This is a genomic window from Paenibacillus sp. SER-28 (assembly GCF_052906305.1).
Genome location: NZ_JBRECM010000004.1, coordinates 94,764 through 113,248 on the forward strand (window position 1 = coordinate 94,764; position 18,485 = coordinate 113,248).

Consider the following 18,485-nt stretch of genomic DNA (forward strand, 5'->3'; position numbering starts at 1 on the left):
CCTTAAACTCTCCCCTTGCCACTACCCTCAGTTCTCAAAAAAAGTGACTTTACGGCGGGTAGCAGCGGAGCGGGCGGAATTGTTCTGAAGAAGCGGAGCGTTCACCTTTATCCCCGGATTTTAACCTATGATCTTTATTCCAATAAGAAAATACGGGGATAACAGCGATCGGAAGAACAATCCGCACGCGAAGCGGCCGTCCCCCCACCATAACTCACTCTTTCTTCAGAACAATCTCTCCTCCCCTAACCGCTTCGCAATATGATTGGCGCTAAACAGTAAGATGAAGCTGACCACCGTTTTGAACATCCCAGCAGCAATGGAAAGCGAGAAATTACCCATCTGGATACCATATTTCAGCACGAAAATATCCAGATTCTCCGAGTAATCCACGTTCATGCCGTTGCCCAGTAAGTATTGCGGCTCAAAGCCGGATTCCAGTAAATTGCCAATGTTCATAATGAGCAGGATGATAAATACAGGCTTCAACCCCGGTAATGTCACATGCCAAATCCGCTGAAAACGCCCTGCTCCGTCCATCTCGGCTGCCTCATACTGCGAGGGATCAATCATCGTCATCGCGGCCAAATAAATGATGGTGTTCCAGCCGACATTTTTCCATACCTCCGATGCACCGAGAATGCCCCAAAAATAGCTTCCCTCGCCCAGCCACAGAATAGGCTCCTTAATCAACCCCAGCCACATCAGCACCTCATTGATGATGCCGCCATCCGCAGACAGTGCCGTACTGATGATGCTAGCCGCGACCACCCACGAAATAAAATGTGGCAGATAGCTGACCGTCTGCACGACCCGCTTGAACATGATCTGACGAAGCTCATTCAGCAAAATCGCTAATGTTATAGCGGTGACAAAACCCAGCACCAGATTAATAAAGCTCATCGCCAGTGTATTGCGCATGACCCGCAGAAAGTGTTCATCCTGAAATAGAAAATGGAAATGTTTTAATCCGACCCATTGCTGATCGAGCAACTTGCGGGCAGGCTTAAAATCCTGAAAGGCAATCGTCCAACCCCAGATGGGCAAATACTTGAAGATGAACAGCCAGATTAAAAAAGGGACGGACATCCATACCAGTGCCCGTTGCTGATTCAGCTTGTGCATAAATCCCCTAAAGCCGGTTCGCCGCGAGGGCGGCAAATGATCCGAGGAGATCGTGACAGGTGGTGGTGACGAGTGGCCCATAGCTGCTTCCTCCTTTATTTTTTACCGGGATTTTCGATTTTTTTGGCAACCTCCTTCGTGATCAGCTCCTCATACGCCTTTACATCCAGCTTGTTGAATTCAGTGGTGTATTCATTCCAAATCGCATCAAACTGCTCCGGTGCAGACAGCACCAAACGCGGGAAATATTTGCGCTGTAGGTCCCCCTTCTTTTGCTGGAAGAGCTGCGCAGTTGAGCCTTGAGCAATCGGAATACTCCAGGCCGGATACCATGGGCGCTCGTCAGGTGCGGAAAACATTTGCGAGAAGGACTCTACACCATAGACTTTTAGTAGCTTTTTATCTCCCTCGGTGTAGGACATACGCGCAACCTCAGGCTGCCGTCCGGGGCCAACTGAGTTGCCGTCAGGCAGGGTAGAACCGCTACCGTATCGCGGCCAACTGTATTCAAAATATTTGAACCCGAATGATTCGCGGAACGCGTCCTGACCGGTCTGCTTAATTTGCTCCTCGGTCCGGTAAAAGCGTCCTTTTTTATCTACATCATAGGTTTCTCCCTTGATTCCCCAGTTGGATAATATCTGGTTTTCATCGGTCAGCAGGTTGTCAAAAAATTTGATGATACGTACCGGGTCCTTGGCACTGACCGTAATTCCTATGCCCCGGTTATTAACGAATGACGACGGATCAATGTACTGATCCTTTATATTCTGGTCGTATACAACAGGCAGCCCTATATACTCCATATCATCATTGCCCGATTGCTTGGAAGCCTCTTGCAGATTATTCAGGGCCTGCCCCGCCTGCCAGCGGTAGTCGAAAAAGCCCAGCACCTTACCCGAGGTCAGCTTTGCCAAATATTGATCGTAATTGTCCACAAAGGACGATTTATCAAATAGGCCCTCTACATTGAGCTGATTTAGCTCTTTCAGATACCGCTTTGTGATTTCCATATCTCCATAATCCGTGGCCCGGTGTGTTTTCATATCAATAATCGTGCCGCCATCATTCGGATAGCCTGCCAGATGCATCGGCGCGTTCGTAAGAGCATAAAACCTATCCTGCGTGGTTAACGCTAGGTACCCAGTCAAGCCCTCATCTGCATGCTTTTTCGCATAGTTACGAATCAGAGCTAAATACTCGTCAAGTGTTTTGATTTTTGGATATCCCGCTTCTTTTAATACCCTGCGTTGCACCCAAAAGGCTCCTTGCTCTAAGTTAGGCGCAGGTAAATAATCGCCTACCACCGCACTTAGCGGCAGAAAGTAAATGTTCCCATCCTCCGCCTTCATCAAGTTGTAGTACGGTCCATATACACGCTTAATATTTGGTCCATATTTGTCGATCAAATCATTCAGGGGAATAAAAGCCCCGGCATCCAGCAGCTTATCGATCGTGCCATCCGGCACTATCACATCCGGGTAATCGTTACTGGCAATAAATGTACCGATCTTCGTATTGGAATCACCCACCAAATGCTCCAGCTTCCAGTTTACCCCCGTCTGATCCTCCAGGATTTTGCCGATCCGCGTTTCATTGGTATTAATGTCCCTCCCCGCAGTGGCATTAAAATACGTGAATGTGACCTTCTCCTTGCTATCTCCTGACGCCGGCTCCTTGCCCGAGCTCCCTGAGCAAGCAGCGATCATAGACGCCATCATAACCATTACCAGAGTGATGATTCCGAACCTTTTGCTTGTCATGCCAGACCCTCCCCTTTCTCCCTCTTTTGTCGATTGTGTGTGAATATCGTGCGCACGTACCTCAAGCACTGAGAATCCCGCACACCCTAAATTGTAAGCACTTTCATTTTATAAAATGCTGTTCATTTCGTTCACCTGTCAATCTAAAGGTGTTACTTAGAAAACTATAGGTAAAGGTCCTTCAACGCAAAATAGGTACTGCTCTCCACCTCACTCCCGATCCGCAGGAATCCTAATTCGAATCTCCGTACCCTCGCCGGGTGCACTGCGAATGGCAAGCTCAAAGCGGCTCCCGTAGTAAAGTTTAAGACGATATATGACATTTTGTAGACCTATACGCTCACCCATTTCTTCCTGCCTTTGCATGTAACCATACAAGCGTTGTACCTGTTCCTCAGACATGCCCACCCCATCATCCCGAACCGTTAGAATCAGTTGTCCTTCCTCATGCTCAAAATGAATCTCAATGCGTCCTCCATGCTTTAGCGGCTCAATGCCGTGGATGCTTGCATTTTCAACCAGTGTCAGCGCGACCATTTTGGGAAGCAGATTGTCCAAGTCTTCAGAGCGCGCCTGCACTTCGTACTGTATTCGCTCACCAAAGCGATATTGCTGAATTTCCAGAAAACAACGGATCAGCTCCAGCTCCTCCCGCAAAGTAACCCGATCCTTGTTCCACACCAGCGAATTGCGGAAAATCCGTGCCATGTTATGAATAATGCGCGCTGTCTCATCCTCATGCTTCATCAAGCTCCGCATGCGAATCGTCTCCAGTGCATTGAACAGAAAATGTGGGTTGATCTGACTGTGAAGTGCATTCAACTGGGCATGCCTGCGCTGAATTTCCAGATTTTTTCGCTGTATATCGGCCATATAGACATCGTTAATCAGTCGCTTTATTTTCAGCGTCATCCGATTAAACTCACCTGTTAATTGCCCGATTTCATCTCTCGACTCTGTACCGCGAATCAGCTCAAAATGCTGGTTTTTCACCTTCTTCATGTGCTTTAAAATACGATGAATCCTCACGTTCAACGAACGTGTAATCCAAATAATGATTAATGTAGGCAGCAGCATATTTACACAGGTTAACAAGAGCACAAAATTGCGAGATTCCTGCATTTCATACAGCACTGCATCTCTCGATACCGCAGCCACAATGCTCCAGCCATTCAGATTGCTCGTAAGCACATAATTTGTCTTGAACTCCATGGTGTCCTCGGGCAGCTTGAGAGTGTTATAGGCCACATGTTTGTGGTTTATATCCACTTTGGGGTCCGTTGTATATTCGATTCCCCCTCGTTCGTTCAGCAGAAAGAGACTTCCCTGCAAATTCAGGTTATTGAAAATCTCCCGAATGGACGACATTCGCAGTTCTATTTTCAGTATTTTTTCACGACCATTTTGGGAATAAAAGTAGTTCATCCGCCGAATCAGGCTAAAAGGGTACACCTGTTCACCTGTGCTGTCATCGGTACGTACAAATATAGGCTTGGACTGGCGTCCAGGCGAGATTTTGGTATACCAGGGCAAACTTCTGACTCCCTCATCTATAAAGCTGATTCCCCCGGAATTCAGCAGCGTTGAATTATTGGTGTAGATCGTAATTCCACCTACGGAATGGTATGCAGGACTGTAAGTGTTGTTCAAGATATGACGTAAATAAGAGTCATAAGCGGCGATATAGTCAGCAGGGTGGGGATATGTTTCTTCCAATACCTCATTGAGCTGATGATCCGTATAAAAGATGGACGAGATTTCCATCGCATCTTCAAATTCACGGTAAAATTCAATTTTAATCTGTTCCAGTGCGCGCGAAATATCCTGCATACGCTGTTCTTTCACATTTTGCGAGGTGACATGGTAAAAAATCAGATTGGTCAGCACTACAGGCGTAAAAACACAGAGAAAATAAAGCAGCAGCATTTTATCTCGCAGTCGCACATGATCAAGAGTCATTCTCAGTATCTTCATTCGCCGGCCCTCTCTGACTCGTTGCCAACAATCAGGCTGTTGCGGTATTCGCTTGGTGTGGCATGCGCCATCTTTTCAAACTGGGTAACAAAATAGTCTGAACTGCCGAAGCCCACGCGCTCAGCAATTTCATAAATCCGCAGATCCGTCTGCCGCAACAAGCGTTTCGCCTCCTGAACGCGCAATTTCAGCAGAAATTCGTTAAAGTACACACCATACGTTTTTCTGAACAATTGACCGAGGTATACCGGGTTCATGTAAAAGCGAGCCGCAATACTTTTCAGGCTTATATTCTCGGCGGCATGCTGCTCAATGTAAGCACGGATGTGCTGGATGCCTCCCTGCTGACAATCCTTGCGCAGAACCCCAATATACCTTCCACTTTCCTCTGCAAAAGCTGTAAACAATCGCTGTAGTTCACCCAGGGACAGGTTCATGTCCTGCCAGTTCATCATCGGTTCTAGTGACTGAAGTGAGCGCTCATCTCCCTGCATGTTTTGAATGACCCGAACGATACTAAGTACGCACTGATGCAGACTCATTTTCATAGCCTCAGGAGCATAACACTCCTCCCGAAAGCTGCTAAATACATAATCCACGGCCACACGCAGCTCATCCAACCGCAGTTCCTCAACTTGTTCCGTCAAGCGATCCAGTACGTCCTGAGGGATGGTCCTATAGTGAAGTGGTGGCATTTCCTCCTGTAGATATACAACAATACCGCCATGGTCATAAATGTATTTATGGAGCACTGCCTCCTTCGCACAGGCATAGGACTGCTGGATATCCTGCAACCGATTCACAGGCTTACCTGCATAGATGAAAACTCGACTTCCCAGCTGATCTTTTAGTGTCTTCATCCCCTCTATCTCGCGTTGTAGCGCTTTCATAAAAACTTCGACCTTGCCTTCAAAACACTCCAAAAGGAAGTCCGGTACGATAAGGCCAATCCGGTTACGATGCTCATGAACATAGAGAGGGTACTTGCCATCCATTAAACGATGAAGCGCTTGCTCTATAAGCTCCCTGAATTGGAAAAGCGATAGCATGATATTATTGTCACCGGAGCGCCAGGGATGTTGGTCATTCAGCTCGACGAGTACATAGTACATATAAGTGGCTTCCCCAAGCCGTAGCTGCTGCTCCCACTGTGTCACCACTACATCATCCACCGGGTTCATCATTACAGTCTCTAACAGCCCACCTGCATGGTGATTCTGATATCGTTGCGCATTCTGCTGTTCACGATGCAGTCTTTCACTCAGCTTGCGCAATGTAGCCGAAAAGTCACCCTCATCAATCGGCTTAAGCATAAAATCATGAACCCCATAGCGGATTGCCTGCTGCGCATAAGCAAAATCACTATAGCCGCTTAAGATAATAAACGCGGGATGTTCTGTACTCTGTTCGAGCACAGACCGAATCAGCTCTAATCCGTCCAGCACAGGCATACGAATATCGGTAATGACCAGGTCCGGGTGAATACGGCTGATTAGCTCCAGCGCATCCTCACCGTTATCAGCTTCTCCTACGACTTCAAAACCACAGGCTTGCCAATCCATGAGTTGAAGCAGCCCTTTACGAGTAAAGGTTTCATCATCCACCACAATGGCTCGATGCAGCTTCATAACACGCTTCCTCCTTTTGAAGTATGCCTATTTTATTATTTGGGTTAACTATTCCAATGATCTCAGTCACTATGGTAATGTAAAACATCAGGAATTGGAAATTTTCGTTACGCCTATTATATGACGAATAGAGGGGTGCAAAGCATGTGCACGCCAGCAGCCAAGCCAAAGCAGCAAATATACAAAAAGGAGACGAATCCCTGAATAGGGGTTCGTCTCCTTTTTTTGCTATTGCGTAAAAAGCTTTATTCTCTTATTCGTGAATTCAGGCTATCGCTCAGCGATGATACTGACCGCTTGCAGATGGTCGGCGTACTTTACAAACTGCTTGCGCATACCCATAACCCTTGTCCGGGCAGCATGGTTACGCATAAGGTTAAAGGCAATTTTCCCAAATCTCAACCAGCCCTCGTCCTGAATGATACGTGGCAGATGCAATAAGTGCATGGGAACCGTATAGATTTTAACGACCTTAAAGCCTTCCTCTTTCAGCAGCTGTTCCCACTCTGACACCGTCAGCGGTGTCGCATTAACTCTCATGGCTACAGCCAAATCCTTGTAAATTTGTTTTCTGAGCGTAGGCTCAATATGGTTAGAAGCAAGGCACATCTCATGAATTGCATACTTCCCGCCTACTTTCAAAAGCCGCCTGGCTTCCGAAATAATCTGCGCCTTCTTGGCCCTTGTGTGCATCGTCAGCATGGCTTCCCCATATACCACCGTCGCAGAGGCATCCGGCAACGGAACCTGTTCAGCATCGGCAATAATGACTTCCCGATTTGCTCCGCTTGCATACGTTTTTACGATAGAAGCCGCCTTCTCATTCTGTTCAATCGCAATATAACGACGGGGATTAAGCCGCAGTGTGATTTGGGCAGTTATACCCAATCCGGGGGCAAACTCAATAACCTCATCCTGCCCGGTTACGTCAAGTCCCTCTATCATCCAACGTGTCGTTTTTAACCCTCCGGGCCTAAGCACGCGCTTACCGAGACTTGCTAATATCCAGTGCCCTGGCACCTGTTTGTAATCTACTGTCTGCATTGGCTATTAACACCTCTTCTTAAAATTTGATAATGATATTCATTATCAATACGAGTGTAAAAAAATAACCTTTTTCTTTTTTTGATATGAGCATGTTGCATTATGCAATATCTATATATTGCCAATTGGAGACCCACTCTTACGATTTATGCCAATGCTCCATTTATACAATGATGGTGCTGTATCCTCTTTTATATGTTCTGCGCATAGCTTTCACTTGGCGTTTGGGTCAACACTACATGCAGACTGGAATTTGCCTCTGCACCGCCACGATAGGAAAAGTGTTCATCGCCCGTAACATGAATGATATCCCCTTGGACAACTTCCGTTGCTTCGCCGTTCACAGTTACAATACCGCTGCCTTCAAGAACAAGCAAATATACATTCGCTCCTGGGTGATTATGTGTTGGCAACTCAGCATTAGGAGTAAAGTTGAGAATAAAAATTACATTGTCGGCTTCCTTATGCACAATTCGTTTTGTAAACGCTGCTTCCTTATATTCCTGAAATTGAATGAGGTTTGATTTTTTCATATTGGTTCACGCTCCTGTTTGAAATTAAATTTGCTTAAGATGGATGAATACCTTTATTGTATTGGATTATTTCGCTCGCCTTGTGATTGCAATCACAAAACTAAATTTAAGTAAAAAATACTTTTAATTATTTTAAAATTTGATTTCAATCATCTTTTTCATCGACACATCCAACTAGAATCGATTATGCAAGATGCTAAAACAATAACAAGCAGGAGGTTATTCCTATGAAGCCCGGATTCAAGCTGGCAAAGGATATTTATTGGGTAGGAAAAATTGATAATCGTGAGGTTCCCTTTCATCGTCTTCTACTATCAAAGGGTACAACTTATAATGCATATCTATTAAAAACCGGAAAGCCAACCATTGTGGATACCGTGGATATGGCGTTCGGTAGAGAATTTGCCGAAGCTGTAGCCGAATTGATCGATCCATTGGATATTCAATATATCATCGTCAATCACACGGAACCAGATCACTCGGGCGGATTGGCGGCACTTGCTTCCAAGGCAACGAACGCTACGATTGTCTGCACTGAGATTGCCGTTCCGGAAATTCAACAAATGTACAAGCTTCAGCATCGCAACTTCCTCGTAATCAAGGATGGGGATCAACTGGACATTGGAGGCAAAACGCTGCTGTTCAAAGAAACTCCTTATCTGCATACAGAAGAAACCATGATTACGTATTGTATAGAAGATAAAATCTTGTTCCCTTGCGATATTTTCAGTACACACGTGGCTGTAGAGCATCTATTTGCCGATGAGGCTGGTTTTGATATCACCGAGGACTTTATCGGATACTATCAGGCTATTATTCATCCACATCGCAGATATGTGCGCACATTAATCGAAGCTGTTGCCGATCTGGATATTGAGATGATTGCGCCTTCCCACGGCTTCGCGATCCGGCATGATATTGCCAAGTTTATTGATTTGTACGCCTCTATGAGTACCGAAACCAAGGAAGATAAAAAAGTAGCGATTGTCTATGCCACCCTAAAAAATAATACTAAAAAAATGGCAAACATCCTGAAGGACTGCTTTTTGGAGAACCAAATCAAGGTGGAGCTATGGGACGTGGATAAAGCGGATGAAACAGAAATATTGAATAGTATTGCCTCAGCAGATGCTGTGTTCGTCGGTAGCTCTACTAAATATGCCGATATGACGGGCAAGCTGGAAGACCTATTGCAACAAATGCAAAAGATGAATCTGGAAGGCAAGCTGGCTGCTGCCTTTGGTTCCTACGGCTGGAGCGGGGAAGCCATTGAAGTTGTACAGGATTACTTGAACGGTACTAATATGAAGGTCCAAAGCACTTCAGATGTAATCAAATCAACGGGTATGACCCATGTGGAATTCCCGGTACGTATTCGTTTCTCTCCTACAGAAGTTGAAAAAGTGAAAAAAATTAAAAATGCCGCTGAATTTGTCTCAGATCTACTGCTTAGTGTTATTTAAAACACAGTAGCGTATAGCGAATAGGAGAGATACTGAATGGGTAACCAACACTACGTTATTATCGGAGGCAGTGTCGCCGCCGTCAACGCGGCAAAAGCGATTAGAGATCATGATGAGCTGGCCGAAATTTCTATTTACGGGGAGGAAGCATCCTTTCCGTATAACAGAGTCAAACTTTCCAAGGGACTATTTACTGATTTGCACAGTGACAAAATCCTGATCAAAAAGGAAAAATGGTTTGCCAATCAACGAATTCATGTGTATTCCGGCATCAAGATAACCGAGATACATCCAGAGGATTGTACTATCAAAACAATAGATGGACAAACCGTTGCTTATGACAAGCTGCTGCTGTGTACAGGAGCTCACAACCGTAAGCTTGTGCTGGATGGGGCTTCTCTAAGGAACGTTCACAATATCCGTTTTCGACAAGATGCAGATAGCCTTAAAGCGGAATTGCGACAGGGAGACCGGATATGTATCATCGGGGGCGGTATTCAAGGCGTGGAAACCGCCTGGTCCTTCCAGCAAGCCGGGTATGCTGTAACCATACTGGAAGCTTCGCATCGGCTTATGCCCCGCCAGCTAGATGAAAAGGCCTCCGCTATTTTGACCGATCAAATGACCGAACGGGGTACTCAGATCCACCTTGGGCAAGGCGTAAAACGTATTAAAGGCACAGATCACGTAGAAGGTGTGGAACTACAGGACGGCTCTGTTATCCCTTGCGAGCATGTCGTGTACTCTATCGGAATTGTACCGAATACGGAGCTTGCTCGCCAAATCGGCCTTGATATTGGACAAGGCATTCTGGTGAATGCGCAGATGGAGACCAGCTCCGCCAATATCTATGCAGCAGGTGATGCAGCCGAATTTCAAAGTAGAGTAGATGGGTTATGGGAAAGCGCAATGGAGCAGGGAAAAATAGCAGGCGCTAATATGGCGGGCGCATCCGTCAGCTATCAGCGTCCCCTCTCTGTAACCCTTTCAAACTGCTATGAATCTCCTCTCTTTTCCATCGGTCTGGTAGATGAACAAGTCTGCGACACCAGCCTGATTATTAAAAATCGAGCTTCTTATACACGTATGTTCATACAAAACGGCTCTATCTGCGGCGTTATTGGCTTTGGAGATGCCCTTGCTTCACTACCATACAAAACAGCCATCATGCAGGGACTCAAACCGGACGCACCAGAGCTTACAAAAATTTTGAATGACAAGGAGAACTAGAGATGAAAAAATACGTTTGTCAGCCCTGTGGATACATTTATGATCCTGCTATCGGTGACCCCGATGAAGACGTTATGCCTGGTACAGCGTTTGAGGATCTTCCAGAAGACTGGGTTTGTCCAGTCTGCGGTGAGGATCAAAGTCATTTTGCCCCAATAGATGATACAGAATAACAACCATGCGCTATAACCTGTAGTTTCCGGTTTATGAATGGAGTGAATGAATGTGAATGAGATGTCCTGTCCCTGCCAGTGCGAAAAAGAGCCCTGTGCCCGCAAAGTGCCTATCTTTTCCTCTTTGTCCTGCGAAGATTTGTGTAAGGTCAGCTCCATGATCCGACACCGAAAATATCAGAAGGGTGAAGCCCTGATTATCGAGGAACAAGCATCCGATACGCTGTACATTATTAAAAGCGGGCATGTCAAGCTACTGAAGATGACGCCTCAGGGCAAGGAGCAAATTCTGCACATTCTGACAACTGGCGATTTTTTTGGCGAGTTGAACATATTTAACAGCGATGAGCTGAGTAACTTTAGTGCGTATGCCTTAAAAGATACTGATATTTGTATGCTCACCAAGGATGATATGGAGCAGTTGATCCGCAACAATCCCGATATCTCTTTGAAGCTGCTCAAAACCATTACTAAACGCTTGGCACATACCGAAAACCTGGCTCAAAGCCTAGCTACCAAAGACCCGGAAATCCGCATCGCCTATATGATTCTTGAGCTTGGACATAAATACGGCAAGCCGGATGGTTCCTACATTAAAATAAACCTCCCCCTTTCACGCGAGGAAATGGCTAATTATGTGGGTGTCACCCGCGAAACCATCAGTCGCAAATTCGGAAAATTTGAACAGCTGGGGATTATTCATAGCAGGGGTACAAGAGAGATTACCATCTGCGATGTACAGAAACTGAACGAATATATGGATTGAGACACATAGATACAATGTTACTCTAACATGAGGACAACAAAAAACCGCTTCTTTAACTTATGGATTGCAGTTGATCTATCAACCACTTCCATTTCGTTAAAAGGCGGTTTTTTAGCATATTTTATACTCCACTAACTATCAATTGTCGTGTTCACACCTTGGGAAGACGCTCCCCATGCAGGCCGCGCTGAAGGAAGTTCTGGCGAAACTCTGTCTGTGGAAGGAGCAGCCTCAATCGTGGTCGATTTGGAGCAATCCCACACTACTTTGATCAAATACCCAAACAACAACACATTCAACAATGATGTCACACACAAAATAATACCGTATTGATCCCGAGAGTTGGAGCTATAGAAAATATCAAAGGTGTTCAGGAAAATCGTAAGACTGAATCCACCCGCAAGCCACAAAAATCTGCGGTCTCGTAAATACAGATACGCCAGTACAGCTAACGCGGCCGCAGGGAACAAGTACCGTTCATGCATGCTGGAAGCGAAGGTAAATACACCTGCAATGAGCACCAGCGCAGCTGCTGCTGCAAATTGTGGTTTGCGACTGCGGATATACATCCACCATGTAAATAGAGTCACCAACACAATGCAGATCATACCCCACGTATGGTAACTGAACAGGAACAGCGTTGTAGTGTCCTGCGTATAATTGCCACCGATCAATGCAAAAAAGTTATACGCGTTCACCGAAGCATACGGATACTCGCCGACCGTTCCCTTGTATAGGTCAAGTAGCCATAACGGCTCTTGCCCCCACGAAAATGGCAATATGACCAGAATGGTCGTCACAACGGCACCGCCAATGGACAACAGCCAAGGCTGTATTTTACGTTGTCTCAACAGCTCGAAGAACAAAACGGGCCCATAAATAATTCCCTGCGGCTTCATCAATACGGCTACCGTAAACAATACGGCGGACCAGCCGACCCGGTTTTCCACAAGCAGCACAATCATGCCCACAATCAGCATCGTAAAGAAAGAATCTACCTGTCCCCAGAAGGTCGAATTGATAAACACCGCCGGGTTAAACACGTAGAATATAGCCAATCCAAGGCTTATTCTATAGCCGACCCGTTTGCTCGCCAACCGGTACAGCATGTACGCTGTCACGATATCAGCTAATATATTGGGAAGCCGCAGCAGCACGGACATATAGGGACTGAAAGCATCCGTAGAGCCGATTTGACCGATCACATATAAAATATAAATATAGAACGGCGGATAATCACTTGATCCGTTCGTGTAAAAGCCCGATAAGCTATCCGCTGCTGTCGTAGCCCAGTTCCGGAATAGCATTAAATCCATGTGACCCGAAATCCATGGGGCGATCGCCATTCTTAAAAAGAAACCCACACCCAGCACAGTCCACAACATCAGTCCTCGATTACGTTCCCCGAGCTTCCATTCACGAGCCCGAAACCGATACGCAATAAACACGAACGCACCGAAGAACAAAGCGGCGAAAATCGCCAGCGGAGTAGCATAAGCAGATGAGGAGTTCCCACTTCTTCCACCACCCATACCACCGCCAGGACCGCCCATGCCAGATCCGTTACCAGACATGCCACCGGGGCCTCTGTGCTGTCCGTCTCTGGCAACACCACTGCCGCCCGATACAGACGTATCATTCCCGGTCGTTGTACCTTTGTCACCCGATGTAGATGTCCCCTCAGTGGAGGAGTTGGTAGTTTGGTCTGTCGTCCCCTGATTCTTGCTGTCAGCGCTATTCGCCGAATCCGTCCCCCTCATACCTCCGCCAGGTCCGCCTCCTCCCCCAAACCCGCCGGATGGTCCCTGCCTAACAGCCGCAGACTGGGACGCAGAACTACCTGAATAACTCCATAACGAAACGACACTAGCGACAGCACACAATATGAGACTACATAGAAGTATATATTTCAGACCGTTCGCTTTCCAAACGTTCAAACCCGATGCACCTCTCTCTGTTTCTATTTTCCCATATTGTATCTGCCTTAGCTTAGGACTTTGTGAGTTCTGGCTGAATGTTGGCTGAATACCGAATCATCACACTGAAGATTGTCGTTCCATCTCCATAATCGCCCTTTCCAGCTGAGATTGTGGATGCTTCAGCATGTTGCCGTGACCGACAGCTAATAAAGATGGATTGAAACTCGCCAGCTTTTTGGCGCTTTTCATCTTTCAATCGGCACTTTCATACAAGCAGGTACGGCAGGAGATCCAGATATCATTACAGAAACTTGGTACAACTTATACGAGAAAAAACACAGCTTTGAAGAAACATTCCCAAAAGAAATAGATCCAACCAAGCTGTAAAATTATTAAAGCGAGAAGATGACCATTGTGGCCGTCTTCTCGCTTTTTTGTCATTTATAAGCGTCCTTTGGGCAACAACTTCATCCGTAATTACAGCCGGATTGCCTCAGCAATAGGCGTACTGCCAGACACCAGATTAATTGCACGATGATACGTCTGCTGTTCCTCCAGCGCTGCTACCACCGCTGCCGCCACATCTTCACGAGAAATGGTGTGACTGGTGAGCTCCTCACCGGTAGCAACTTTGCCGGTGCCCACATCATCCGTCAGACCACCCGGACGAAGAATCGTGTAGTCCAGGTTGCTCGCTTCCAACAGGCGGTCAGCGTAATGCTTCGCCACATAATACGGTTTAATGGATGCAGGCCACTGCTCCCGATTCTCCGCATGAAGGGCGCTGACCATAACGAAGCGCTGGATACCCGCTTGTTCGGCAGCTTCCATCGCCTTGACCGCTCCATCCAGGTCGATAAGCAGCGTTTTATCCGCTCCTGTTTTTCCACCGGAGCCTGCTGTGAATACGACAGCATCGCTGCCTTTTATAGCTGCGGCAATATCACCAACCGTCCCTTCGAGGTCAGCTACCACCGTTTCTGCTCCCAAACGTTCAAGCGCTTCGGCCTGATCCGAATGGCGGATCAACGCCTTTACGCGATGCGATTTATTCTGCCCCAGTAGGCGAACAAGATGTCTGCCTACTTTTCCATTTGCGCCAATCACCAGTACGTTCACTCATACCCCTCCTGTATTCGCAGTCTCTCATCTACATTATACAGATGTATTTTACCCTTCGGGTCTGCGACGCAATCATGTTAGCTGCATCAGGTTGAAATCAGACTTCTTTGGTAAGCTCGGCATCTCGCTTTTGCCGCACACGCAGACCTGCCAAAAAGGTAGCCATCATCACCTCAATGCTCCGATCCACTTCCACAGGTAAACCAAAGCCGCCCTTTTGTTCAAGCGAGGCGAATCCATGAAGCAGACTACGGAATCCCCTCGCTGCATGAATGCAATCTTCTTCCTTAAAGCCATAACCACTGGATAGGACGGTAATGACCAGCTCGGCCACGCGATCCGCAGCCTGCCTCATTTCGGTATCATTTCGATCAGTTGCATACTGCATCGCTTCATACAAACCTGGTCGCTCGCGAGCATACCGCATATACGCGTTCCCCATAGCGGTCAGCGCATCTTCGCCCGCTCTACCAACCGCTGCGCTCATCAAAGCTTCCTCCAACTGTTCGAGGCTGTGCAATGCCAGTACTTGGCGCAGTCCATTCAATCCGTTCACGTGGTTATACAAGGACGGAGGGCGAATGTGCAGCTTTTGCGCCAGCGTGGTGAGCGTGACATCCCCCATCCCTTGTTCATTGGCAATGTCCTCGGCAGCCCGCAGGATATCTTGCAGTTTTACTCCGTTTCTAGGCGACACCATCCCGCCTCCTTCCATCGAATTTCTATGTAATCCGGTACCTTATACATATACTGAGTCGATCCAGATTCTATTTTAACTAATCCTGTTAGTTTATACAAAGAAAATGCCGTTTACAACAGCCGACCTGCATCGAACCTTTATAGAAGAGCATGGCGGTCATTACTGATATAATAAAAAAATAAGATCATAAACGGAACGGATCTGATCCCTTTCTCGATCCCTTACAAAGGAGCTAGCTATATCTATGGAACCCAAGCCACTTCCAGCTATTGAATTCAATCACATTATCAAATATTTCACCGGGTCTGGACAGCAACGTGCTGTTCTGAACGGGATTACAGCAAAAGTCTCCCCCGGCAAAATCACCACGTTGGTCGGTCCATCGGGGTCTGGTAAAAGCACGTTGCTTTCACTGTGCAACCTCCTAATGACACCGGATGAAGGGGATATCCGTGTCCTCGGCAAACCTATATCGGAGTGGGAGATCCCTGAACTGAGACGAAAAGTAGCATTGGTTTTTCAGGATGCCCCCATGCTTCAGGGAACGGTCCTATACAATCTCCAAACCGTAGAACGGCTGCACGGTACGGTGCTGGAAGATCCTGCCGGCCTGTTGGAACGCGTAGGACTTACTCGCGACCTGTTGGAACAGAAGGCGCAGGAACTGTCCGGCGGACAAAGACAGCGCTTGGCCTTGGCGCGGACACTCGCGAACCGTCCGGATATTTTACTGCTGGATGAGATTACTTCTGCACTGGACCCTGCCTCGGTCAAAGAGGTTGAGGAATTGCTGCTGCAAATGAACAAAGAAGAAGGAACAACGATGATCTGGATTACGCATCATATGGAACAAGCCCGCAGGGTAGGCCACGAAACATGGCTGATGATCAACGGAAGACTGATAGAACAAGCGGATACGGAGACGTTTTTTAATGCTCCACAGCATAGTGAGACCCGCAGGTTTGTAGCAGGAGAATGGGTATGACGATTGTTGCCTTGATTCTCTCTCTCGGTTTTGTATTTATCGCCATCGTCATGTCCAAATCCTTCAAACTCGGTCTGGACCGAGACATAATCATCGCCACAATCAGAGCGTCGGTTCAACTGCTGGCGATTGGATATGTGTTGCATTTGATTTTTGGGATGCAAAGCTACGGATTTATCGTATTATTCATTCTGCTCATGATTACCGTAGCCTCACAAAATGTTGCGCGCAAAGGACGATTTATCCCCGGTCTCATGTGGAAATCATTCCTGACGCTGCTGTGTGTGGAAATCGTTACACAGACATTCCTCATTGGCCTGCATATCATTCCTGCGACAGCCCGGTATATGATTCCGATTAGCGGCATGATCATTGGCAGTTCCATGATTTTGTCCAGCCTGTTGGTGTCTCGGCTCAAGTCGGAAGTCCTGCTGCGCAAGCCTGAAATCATGCTCATTCTGGCGTTAGGCGGTACGCCTAGACAAGCCATCTTCCCTATACTCAAGGATTGCATACGTTCCAGTATGATTCCAACCATTGAGGGGCAGAAAACGCTGGGGCTTGTCCAGCTTCCCGGCATGATGACCGGACAAATCATCGCAGGTGCCAATCCGATTGCCGCCGTGCGTTTGCAATTGCTAATTGTATTCACTACCATGACCTCTGCTATTTTGACCAGCGTGCTGCTCAGCCTGTTCATTTATCCGGCATTATTTAACCGCCAGCAACAACTGCACACAGAAGCATGGGAACGCTAATCAGGTGAATATCCCCAGTTATCTGTGATTTCACAAAATAAAAGAGACATGTTTAATTCCTGACACAAAGGTTAATAGATACACGTACCCGCTTTACTAAAATTCGATGAGGAGTGATTGAACATGGCTAACAACAATCAAAATGGCAAAATGAGTCGCGAAGAGGCAGGACGTTTAGGTGGAGAAGCTACTGCTAAAAATCACGACAAAGAATTTTATCAAGAGATTGGCGAAAAAGGTGGCGAAGCCACTTCCAAAAGTCATGGCAAGGACTTCTACCAGGAAATTGGTGAAAAAGGCGGCGAAGCCACTTCCAAAAACCATGACAAGGAATTCTATCAAGAAATCGGACGCAAGGGCGGCGAAGCCCGTGGCAACTCAGACCAAAGTGATAGCGACGGGAAAATGAGCAGGGAAGAAGCTGGCCGTAAAGGCGGCGAAGCCCGCGCACGTCAGCGTAGAGATAACTGACAATAGGGAGTATGTGGTCGGTGCAATTGCAATGTAGAGGCACAGACTGCATATAAACATGAAGTATAGTGGACGTTTATGTTATAAAAGCCTATCTGCCGGAAATACGGCAGATAGGCTTTTTGTGTGAAAGTTACTTTCGTCAACCGATCATACGCCTTACAATATACATAAACAGGTTAAATAACCAATCATACATATTTTATTACAAATGAAAGAATGGATTATAGGAGGTTTGCGCGAATGTTGATTACAAAGAATAAAACGGCTGCAACTATTCTAAGAATTATATTTTTTTTACTGATTTTCAGCTGGATTTATTATTATTCAGGTCATCACTCGGCAGAAACCGCTAAATTAGTTAAAACTACAGATGATTACTTGGTCATACAGAGAGATGCTTCTAGCGGAGGTGAATATAAAGAATTATATATTTCCCCAAAGTCTGTGATCCCTCCTCTGGTTATAGGCAAACAATATTATTTCGTGTCTGATCAAAGGTACTTTCAACGCCCATATATCCGTTATGTAGAGGAGTAAAATAGAACAAGACAACAAGGACTAACATACCCTTGATTAAAGCTTCATGGATATAAAAGAGTGCATGCAACTCAAGTCAAATATTCCTGCATTCCGGCGGTTAAGATGGAGTCGAAAGGAGGGAAAACTCGTTGTACGAATGGAATGGAGGTACAGGCAATGAAATCTTTTCGTTTTTGGCTAGTCCTAATCTCATGTCTAATTATTACTGTAAATATTATGGGGTACGACGACTATAATATACTATTGGCTATCATTAGCCCGCTAGTTTGGATGTATGAATCATTTCGA

17 protein-coding genes are annotated in these 18,485 nt (G+C 46.4%); 8 read left to right on the forward strand and 9 right to left on the reverse strand.

Annotation, left to right across the window (positions count from 1 at the left end):
* Nucleotides 1–225: 225 nt before the first annotated feature.
* The 6 genes from ACUYLD_RS12945 to ACUYLD_RS12970 all read right to left on the reverse strand — a co-directional run bounded on the left by ACUYLD_RS12945 (nucleotide 226) and on the right by ACUYLD_RS12970 (nucleotide 8,067).
* Nucleotides 226–1,206: an ABC transporter permease gene (locus tag ACUYLD_RS12945; protein ID WP_165178022.1), complete on the reverse strand. Its 981-nt coding sequence runs from the start codon at nucleotides 1,204–1,206 to the stop codon at nucleotides 226–228.
* A 14-nt stretch (nucleotides 1,207–1,220) separates the two neighbouring features.
* Nucleotides 1,221–2,888: an ABC transporter substrate-binding protein gene (locus ACUYLD_RS12950; RefSeq protein WP_069290651.1), complete on the reverse strand. Its 1,668-nt coding sequence runs from the start codon at nucleotides 2,886–2,888 to the stop codon at nucleotides 1,221–1,223.
* 210 nt (nucleotides 2,889–3,098) lie between these two features.
* A complete protein-coding gene (locus ACUYLD_RS12955; protein ID WP_446675224.1) occupies nucleotides 3,099–4,862 on the reverse strand; it encodes a sensor histidine kinase in 1,764 nt (587 codons plus the stop codon).
* Nucleotides 4,859–6,490 carry a response regulator transcription factor gene (locus ACUYLD_RS12960; RefSeq protein WP_446675225.1) on the reverse strand — a complete coding sequence of 544 codons (1,632 nt, stop codon included), beginning with the start codon at nucleotides 6,488–6,490 and terminating at the stop codon, nucleotides 4,859–4,861. Before ACUYLD_RS12960 ends, ACUYLD_RS12955 begins: the two co-directional genes overlap by 4 nt.
* Before the next feature lie 270 nt (nucleotides 6,491–6,760).
* A complete protein-coding gene (locus ACUYLD_RS12965) occupies nucleotides 6,761–7,534 on the reverse strand; it encodes a class I SAM-dependent methyltransferase (RefSeq protein WP_061829491.1) in 774 nt (257 codons plus the stop codon).
* A 191-nt stretch (nucleotides 7,535–7,725) separates the two neighbouring features.
* Complete coding sequence (locus tag ACUYLD_RS12970; RefSeq protein ID WP_103047231.1) at nucleotides 7,726–8,067, reverse strand: cupin domain-containing protein; 342 nt, start codon at nucleotides 8,065–8,067, stop codon at nucleotides 7,726–7,728.
* Nucleotides 8,068–8,294: 227 nt separating this feature from the next.
* Here ACUYLD_RS12970 and ACUYLD_RS12975 point away from each other — a divergent pair, with 227 nt between their 5' ends.
* The 4 genes from ACUYLD_RS12975 to ACUYLD_RS12990 all read left to right on the forward strand — a co-directional run bounded on the left by ACUYLD_RS12975 (nucleotide 8,295) and on the right by ACUYLD_RS12990 (nucleotide 11,699).
* Nucleotides 8,295–9,530, forward strand: a complete 1,236-nt coding sequence (locus ACUYLD_RS12975; RefSeq protein ID WP_103047230.1) for an FprA family A-type flavoprotein — start codon at nucleotides 8,295–8,297, stop codon at nucleotides 9,528–9,530.
* 36 nt (nucleotides 9,531–9,566) lie between these two features.
* Nucleotides 9,567–10,760: an NAD(P)/FAD-dependent oxidoreductase gene (locus ACUYLD_RS12980; RefSeq protein WP_446675226.1), complete on the forward strand. Its 1,194-nt coding sequence runs from the start codon at nucleotides 9,567–9,569 to the stop codon at nucleotides 10,758–10,760.
* A gap of 2 nt (nucleotides 10,761–10,762) precedes the next feature.
* Nucleotides 10,763–10,933, forward strand: a complete 171-nt coding sequence (rd, locus tag ACUYLD_RS12985) for a rubredoxin (RefSeq protein WP_007432984.1) — start codon at nucleotides 10,763–10,765, stop codon at nucleotides 10,931–10,933.
* Nucleotides 10,934–10,994: 61 nt separating this feature from the next.
* A complete protein-coding gene (locus tag ACUYLD_RS12990; protein WP_254326386.1) occupies nucleotides 10,995–11,699 on the forward strand; it encodes a Crp/Fnr family transcriptional regulator in 705 nt (234 codons plus the stop codon).
* Nucleotides 11,700–11,830: 131 nt separating this feature from the next.
* On the opposite strand, the gene ACUYLD_RS12995 is transcribed toward ACUYLD_RS12990, so the two are convergent.
* The 3 genes from ACUYLD_RS12995 to ACUYLD_RS13005 all read right to left on the reverse strand — a co-directional run bounded on the left by ACUYLD_RS12995 (nucleotide 11,831) and on the right by ACUYLD_RS13005 (nucleotide 15,437).
* The gene (locus tag ACUYLD_RS12995; RefSeq protein ID WP_254349895.1) at nucleotides 11,831–13,636 is read right to left on the reverse strand and encodes a glycosyltransferase 87 family protein; all 1,806 of its coding nucleotides are present in this window, start codon (nucleotides 13,634–13,636) and stop codon (nucleotides 11,831–11,833) included.
* Between the two features lie 459 nt (nucleotides 13,637–14,095).
* Nucleotides 14,096–14,737, reverse strand: a complete 642-nt coding sequence (locus ACUYLD_RS13000; RefSeq protein WP_254349893.1) for an SDR family oxidoreductase — start codon at nucleotides 14,735–14,737, stop codon at nucleotides 14,096–14,098.
* 100 nt (nucleotides 14,738–14,837) lie between these two features.
* Entirely contained in the window at nucleotides 14,838–15,437 is a 600-nt protein-coding gene (locus tag ACUYLD_RS13005) for a TetR/AcrR family transcriptional regulator (protein WP_235306671.1), read from the reverse strand.
* A 247-nt stretch (nucleotides 15,438–15,684) separates the two neighbouring features.
* Here ACUYLD_RS13005 and ACUYLD_RS13010 point away from each other — a divergent pair, with 247 nt between their 5' ends.
* The 4 genes from ACUYLD_RS13010 (at nucleotide 15,685) to ACUYLD_RS13025 (ending at nucleotide 18,194) form a co-directional block, all read left to right on the forward strand.
* A complete protein-coding gene (locus tag ACUYLD_RS13010; protein WP_446675227.1) occupies nucleotides 15,685–16,425 on the forward strand; it encodes an ABC transporter ATP-binding protein in 741 nt (246 codons plus the stop codon).
* The gene (locus ACUYLD_RS13015) at nucleotides 16,422–17,183 is read left to right on the forward strand and encodes an ABC transporter permease (RefSeq protein ID WP_069290659.1); all 762 of its coding nucleotides are present in this window, start codon (nucleotides 16,422–16,424) and stop codon (nucleotides 17,181–17,183) included. The genes ACUYLD_RS13010 and ACUYLD_RS13015 overlap by 4 nt, the downstream gene beginning before the upstream one ends.
* 123 nt (nucleotides 17,184–17,306) lie before the next feature.
* Nucleotides 17,307–17,654, forward strand: coding sequence for a KGG domain-containing protein (locus ACUYLD_RS13020; protein ID WP_061829502.1), 348 nt, complete (start codon nucleotides 17,307–17,309; stop codon nucleotides 17,652–17,654).
* Nucleotides 17,655–17,897: 243 nt separating this feature from the next.
* The gene (locus tag ACUYLD_RS13025; protein WP_446675228.1) at nucleotides 17,898–18,194 is read left to right on the forward strand and encodes a hypothetical protein; all 297 of its coding nucleotides are present in this window, start codon (nucleotides 17,898–17,900) and stop codon (nucleotides 18,192–18,194) included.
* Nucleotides 18,195–18,485: the final 291 nt, after the last annotated feature.

What these genes read in the sequence shown, in the direction of transcription:
- ACUYLD_RS13010 (WP_446675227.1), top strand. Translation starts at nt 15,685, where the DNA reads ATGGAACCCAAGCCACTTCCAGCTATTGAATTCAATCACATTATCAAA.
- ACUYLD_RS12970 (WP_103047231.1), bottom strand. Translation starts at nt 8,067, where the DNA reads ATGAAAAAATCAAACCTCATTCAATTTCAGGAATATAAGGAAGCAGCG.
- ACUYLD_RS12980 (WP_446675226.1), top strand. Translation starts at nt 9,567, where the DNA reads ATGGGTAACCAACACTACGTTATTATCGGAGGCAGTGTCGCCGCCGTC.
- ACUYLD_RS12990 (WP_254326386.1), top strand. Translation starts at nt 10,995, where the DNA reads ATGTCCTGTCCCTGCCAGTGCGAAAAAGAGCCCTGTGCCCGCAAAGTG.
- rd (WP_007432984.1), top strand. Translation starts at nt 10,763, where the DNA reads ATGAAAAAATACGTTTGTCAGCCCTGTGGATACATTTATGATCCTGCT.
- ACUYLD_RS13015 (WP_069290659.1), top strand. Translation starts at nt 16,422, where the DNA reads ATGACGATTGTTGCCTTGATTCTCTCTCTCGGTTTTGTATTTATCGCC.
- ACUYLD_RS12955 (WP_446675224.1), bottom strand. Translation starts at nt 4,862, where the DNA reads ATGAAGATACTGAGAATGACTCTTGATCATGTGCGACTGCGAGATAAA.
- ACUYLD_RS13020 (WP_061829502.1), top strand. Translation starts at nt 17,307, where the DNA reads ATGGCTAACAACAATCAAAATGGCAAAATGAGTCGCGAAGAGGCAGGA.
- ACUYLD_RS12960 (WP_446675225.1), bottom strand. Translation starts at nt 6,490, where the DNA reads ATGAAGCTGCATCGAGCCATTGTGGTGGATGATGAAACCTTTACTCGT.
- ACUYLD_RS12975 (WP_103047230.1), top strand. Translation starts at nt 8,295, where the DNA reads ATGAAGCCCGGATTCAAGCTGGCAAAGGATATTTATTGGGTAGGAAAA.
- ACUYLD_RS12965 (WP_061829491.1), bottom strand. Translation starts at nt 7,534, where the DNA reads ATGCAGACAGTAGATTACAAACAGGTGCCAGGGCACTGGATATTAGCA.
- ACUYLD_RS12945 (WP_165178022.1), bottom strand. Translation starts at nt 1,206, where the DNA reads ATGGGCCACTCGTCACCACCACCTGTCACGATCTCCTCGGATCATTTG.
- ACUYLD_RS13025 (WP_446675228.1), top strand. Translation starts at nt 17,898, where the DNA reads ATGTTGATTACAAAGAATAAAACGGCTGCAACTATTCTAAGAATTATA.
- ACUYLD_RS12950 (WP_069290651.1), bottom strand. Translation starts at nt 2,888, where the DNA reads ATGACAAGCAAAAGGTTCGGAATCATCACTCTGGTAATGGTTATGATG.